At 66.1% G+C, this 5,290-nt stretch carries 6 protein-coding genes; 1 reads left to right on the plus strand and 5 read right to left on the minus strand.

Going from position 1 to position 5,290, the window contains the following annotated elements; all coding sequences use genetic code 11:
* Window positions 1-1,164, plus strand: a 1,164-nt coding sequence (locus AC07EQ_RS43295; RefSeq protein WP_478393602.1) for an Acg family FMN-binding oxidoreductase, incomplete at its 5' end; no start/stop codon positions are given.
* Here the strand turns inward: AC07EQ_RS43295 and AC07EQ_RS43300 are convergent.
* The 5 genes from AC07EQ_RS43300 to efeU all read right to left on the minus strand — a co-directional run bounded on the left by AC07EQ_RS43300 (window position 1,161) and on the right by efeU (window position 4,679).
* Window positions 1,161-1,838: a response regulator gene (locus AC07EQ_RS43300; RefSeq protein WP_478393603.1), complete on the minus strand. Its 678-nt coding sequence runs from the start codon at window positions 1,836-1,838 to the stop codon at window positions 1,161-1,163. The two genes, AC07EQ_RS43295 and AC07EQ_RS43300, sit on opposite strands and share 4 nt — an antisense overlap.
* 100 nt (window positions 1,839-1,938) lie before the next feature.
* The gene (locus tag AC07EQ_RS43305; RefSeq protein ID WP_478393607.1) at window positions 1,939-2,217 is read right to left on the minus strand and encodes an FHA domain-containing protein; all 279 of its coding nucleotides are present in this window, start codon (window positions 2,215-2,217) and stop codon (window positions 1,939-1,941) included.
* 556 nt (window positions 2,218-2,773) lie between these two features.
* Window positions 2,774-3,334, minus strand: a complete 561-nt coding sequence (locus tag AC07EQ_RS43310; RefSeq protein ID WP_478393604.1) for a ferritin — start codon at window positions 3,332-3,334, stop codon at window positions 2,774-2,776.
* Between the two features lie 120 nt (window positions 3,335-3,454).
* Entirely contained in the window at window positions 3,455-3,778 is a 324-nt protein-coding gene (locus tag AC07EQ_RS43315) for a hypothetical protein (RefSeq protein WP_478393605.1), read from the minus strand.
* 55 nt (window positions 3,779-3,833) lie between these two features.
* Window positions 3,834-4,679, minus strand: coding sequence for an iron uptake transporter permease EfeU (efeU, locus tag AC07EQ_RS43320; RefSeq protein WP_478393606.1), 846 nt, complete (start codon window positions 4,677-4,679; stop codon window positions 3,834-3,836).
* Between the last annotated feature and the right edge of the window lie 611 nt (window positions 4,680-5,290).

Genomic DNA, 5,290 nt, shown 5'->3' on the forward strand with positions numbered 1-5,290 from the left:
TGCTCCAAAGCGTCTTACTGTGCTGGACCGGCGTTTGCCCCACATGCCAAAGAAAACTCCCCAAACGAAGACAAACTTAACGAAGTACTACTAGCCGCACAGGCTGGAATCCACGAAGCCTGCAGACGCCGAGGGACCGCGATGAACTCGCCGATCATGGCTGTGGGGAACCTGACCACCGACCAGGTCCGGCAGGCCCTGCTCGCGGCCACCGCCGCACCATCGTTGCACAACAGCCAGCCCTGGCGGTTCCACTGCACCCCGACCGCCATCGAGGTGCATGCGGACCGCTCGCGAGCTGTTCGGGTGGCCGATCCCGAGCACCAGGAGCTGATGCTCGCCTGCGGTGCGGCCCTGCTGAACCTGCGGCTGGCGATCCGAACGCTTGGCATGAACCCGGACGTGCGCCTGTTTCCGGAGCACGGTCGACCAGATCTGCTCGCGACCGTGCGCCCGGCAGGAAGGCGTCCGGCCACATCGACCGACCGCCACCTTGCCGCAGCCATCTCGCGACGCCGCACCAACCGTCGCCCGTTCCTCGACGTTCCCGTGCCGCCCTCGTTGCCCGGCCTGTTGCGGCAGGCCGCCGAAGTCGAACGGTGCTGGCTCGCCATTCTCGGCCGCACCGAGCGCCCCAAGCTCCAACGCTTGCTGCGGCAAGCCCACCGAACCCAACTGGCCGATGAGGACTTCGTGACCGAGTGGCAGTACTGGACCGGTCGGGCGCCCGGCTGCCGCGACGGTGTGGCGGCCGGGGACAGCAGCCCCTTGCCCGAGCCTCAGGACGAATGGGTGCTGCGCGACTTCGGTGTCGGTGCGGCAGCACCCCGGGCGCCGGGGAATGATTTCGAACCCGAACCGCTGATCTGCGTCCTCGGCTCGTTCCAGGACTCACTGCACGCGCGGCTGCAGGCCGGCCTGGCAATGCAGCGCGTTCTGCTCACCGCCACCGACGCCGGACTGGCCGCGTCCTTCCTCTCCCAGGTCGTGGAGGTCCCGGGAACGCGCGAAAAACTCCGGACCCTCATCGGCGGCGGCCTGTGGCCACAAGCCGTCCTGCGCGTCGGCTACGGATCACCAGTACCAGCAGCCCCACGACGCCCCCTGGACGACGTCGTCACCTGCGAGCGCGTACCCACCCCGGCTCGGCTACGAGCCGACTAGCCGGTCACTCCCGGGTTCGGGGTCTGGCGGCGGTGCATCTCCGTGGCGATCACTGCTGCCTGGGTTCGCCGTTCCACCCCGAGCTTGGCCAGCAAGCGGGAGACGTAGTTCTTGACCGTCTTCTCCGTCAGGAACATCCGCTCGGCGATCTGCCGGTTGGTCAAGCCCTGCCGGACGTAGCCGAGCAGAATCCGCTCCTGCCGGGTCAACCCCGGTAACTCCGCCGACGTGGCCAGCTGGGCACGCAACTTGTCCACCAGCACCGCGGTGGCCTGCTCGCTCAGCAGGCTCTTGCCCGCCCCTGCCGTGCGCACCGCCGACGCCAGCTCCATTCCCTTGATGTTCTTGATCACATAACCGGCGGCGCCGGCCAGGATCGCATCCAGCATGGCCTGGTCGTCGGCGTACGAGGTCAGCATCAGGCAGTTCAACCCCGGCAGCTTCGACCGCAACTCCCGGCACAACTCCACACCGTTGCCATCAGGCAGCCGCACGTCCAACACCGCGACATCCGGCCGCAGGGCGGGAATGCGGGCCAACGCCTCGCTCACCGAGGACGCCTGCCCGATCACCTTCAGGTCGTACTCGGCGTTCAGTAGCCCGGCCAAGCCCACCCTGACGACCTCGTGGTCATCCACCAGGAACACCGTGATCGGGTGTACACCGCCGCTCACACCCACAGCTCCAGCGTACGAACCGTGCACACCCGACTCGGAACGGGAAACAGTCACCAACTCCGCCCACCTTCTGCATCCTGTCCACACCGGATCGGCGTCAGTCGCCGGTGCGGAAGGTGAAACGCGCCTTGCCGACCCAGATCTCGTCACCATCGGTCAGCTCGACCCGCTGCACCGGCCGGCGGTTGACGTAGGTTCCGTTGAGCGATCCGCCGTCCTCCAGGACGTACCAGCCCTCCTGGCGACGAAGCTCGGCGTGAAAGCGAGAGACAGAAGCGTCGTCGACGACAACGTCGCAGTCCCGGCCACGTCCGATCGTCGTACGGGGCGTGCTGATCGCAAAGCCCGTACCCGCATCAGGCCCCCGGTTGATCACCAACCGGGCACGCGGACCCCCTTCAGCGGACTCACGTGGGCAAGGCACAGTCCGCGCGGCGGGTTCGGTAGGAACCGACAACTCCGACCAAAGCCAGGTCGACTCATCCAGGTCAATCTCCCCGGTGGACGTGCGGAGTCGGGCGGGGTTGATCATTGTTCTCCTTACGGAACTCCCGAGTGACAGCGGCCGCCGGCTGCGATGCGCAGTTCGGCCACCGCAAGAATGCACAACGCCAGATAGCGACTGCCCAGGACTTTCGTCACCACTTTCGGGAGCATCACCGCCCCGGCTGTCCGAGTCCCGTTCGCAGCGGAAGCGCAGGATCCCACACCGTCAGTCGGGTCGTCGTGCATCGGAGAGGTCGTGGAGCAGTTCGCGAACGGGCCGCCTGGGGGCCTGGAAACCGCAGCGGCTCGTTGACTGCGCGTGGAATCCGGGAGACACAGCTGCGATCGCCGTCTCCCACGCGCAACAGGGTCACGTGATGCCTCGAAGCGTCACACCCAGCGGCCGTTCAGGCCCCGGACCGGCCATAGCGGTGCAGGTGCCTGGCTCACAACTTCCCGCCAGCAGTGCGCGGCGCGGTCGACTCGTACCTGCTGTCACCGACGGGGTCTCGTTTGAGGTAGTCCTCCAAGTCGAACATGTTGCCCTGTGAACGGTCGGTGATGTTGAGCATCGTGGTCATCTGCGAGAACTCGTCGACCTGCTCGGACAGAAACCAGCGCATGAACTGCTCTCCGAGGTAGTCGTCCTCCTCGCGCAGAATCCGGGACAACGTCGTGACTTCGTCGGTCACGACGCGTTCCTGCTCCAGAGCGAGAGCGATGGGTTCACGGGGATCGGAGAAATCATTGCGAACGGTCTGCACGGCCGGAATCTCCACCGCGACGTTCTTGTCGATCATGTATTGGACAACCCGCATCGCGTGATTGCGCTTGCGCACCGACTGCCGGTAGAAGTACGCGGCCAACCGCGGCAGATCCCGCTGGTCGAACCACACCGCGATCGCCAGGTACTGCTGCGACGCGTTGAGCTCGTTGCCCACCTGCTCTTCCAACAAGTTCTGCGCACGCGACGTGCGGGGCTCGATCTTCTTCACAACCGCATTCATAGGTAAACGCTAAAGCGGACCGGCCGCGAACGCGAAAGCACGGAAGCCCGCTTCCGCCCTCACCACTCCACGAAAGCGCCTGCGACGGTACGTCACACCCCATACGTGCGCTGCTCCCGATCAGCGCGGATGCGGTGCGGTGACGGTGAACTCGCCGCGGATGCCCTCCCCTCGCATGCCAGGCTTGCAGGCAGTGGTGCACTTGCCGCCCTGCTGCACCTCGACCACCAGCTCCCGGGTCAGCCCGGGCCCGATGTTCTCGACCTCGCTGATCACCCGGTCCCCCTCGCCGTAGAGGTAGAACTCGGTGACCTGGCTGCCGGTGTTGGTGACCTCGAAGCGGATCGCCCCGCTGGCGCAGAGGTCGCCGACAGCGTGCAGATGTTGTCCCCGGCCTGCACAGCGATGGCAGCCGGTGCCTCTCCGGTTGGCTGGCCGCCGCAACCGGCGAGCGCGACGGCACACAGCGCGGCGGGAACCAGGGGGCGAACGTTGATGATCACTTGGATTCCCCAGTGGCGACAGTCGCGGGTTGATGGGCGCCACGGCGCGGGCGGAGGAACAGCGGGAGCACGACCGCGAGGTAGCCCACCCACACGACGGCTTCCAGCACGGTGGTCTGCGGCGAGAAGTTGAAGATCCCCTTCAGCAGCGCGCCGTACCACGACGCCGGCGGCACTTGGGCGCTGACGTCGAAGGCGAGGGTGTGCAGGCCCGGCAGCAGCCCGGCCTCCTGCAGGTCGTGCACACCGTAGGCGAGGACCCCGGCGGCGACGAACACCAGGAGCACGCCGGTAGCGGTGAAGAACTTCGATAGATTGATCCGGATCGCCCCGGCGTAGAGCAAGTAGCCGAGCAGGACCGCGATCACGATACCGATCAGAAACCCGACCAGCGGCAGAACCGTGCCGCCACCGGCGGACCGCACGCTGGAGAAGAAGAACACCGCGGTCTCCAGCCCTTCCCGCGCCACCGCCAGAAACGCCACGGTGACCACCGCCGCCGGATCCAGCCGCAGCGCTTCGTCCAGCTGGCCGCGCAGCTGCGCGGCCAGGGTGCGCCCGGCACGGCGCACCCAGAAGATCGTCGTGGTTACGAAGGCGACCGCGACGATCGAAGCGATCCCGCCGAAGGCCTCCTGCGCCTCGAAGCTCAGCGTCGCCGCAGTGAAGGTCAGGACTGCGCCCACGGCCACCGACAGGGCCACCGCGACCCCGACCCCAGCCCAGACCAGCGGCAGCGCGCGACGGCGTTCGGTGCGGACCAGGAAGGCGACCAGAATGCTGACCACGAGGACGGCCTCCAGCCCCTCCCGCAGGCCGACCAACCCATTGCCGAAAAGCATTCACGTCTTCCTTCGCAACCAGCAAGGCAAATCAGGCAAGCCTCACCTTGCTAGTCATCCAGCCTGGCGGCCATGCCAATAACCTGCCCATCACACGCCCGACAAGATCAACAAGGGGCACTCGGCGAAGGCACCATCATCCTTCTGGTGATCTTTCATCAGATGGAGCTCGACGTGCACTCGCTTCACAAAAAGGCTGCTGTCACGGGATGTTGAGGGGCCACAAGAGACCATCGACGCCGCCAGGGCCCTCCCTCACGGACCCTTCATCGTGCTCGGCACGAGCATCGCACTACTCGCAACACCGTAGAAGGCACAAATTCCGAGTTTCCACTCGCACCGTTGGCCGCAGCCACACGCTGACCATCGCGGCGCCCCAATACGGTGACGCTGTCCACATTGGCGTGTCAGCCGACGGGCTCGCCGTCCCCGAACTCGAAAAACTCAGCAACTCCCGCCACGACGCCGTCGCCGAACTCGACGATGTCGACACCTGAGCACGACTCCGAACGGCAAGGGACTGTAAGTTCTGCGGTGTAACTGTCCACAGTGGAGGATAGTGCACCATGAGTGATCAGAGCAAGGACGCGTCGCTGCAGGTCTCGCCGGTG

The organism is Saccharopolyspora sp. NPDC045839, from assembly GCF_056431645.1.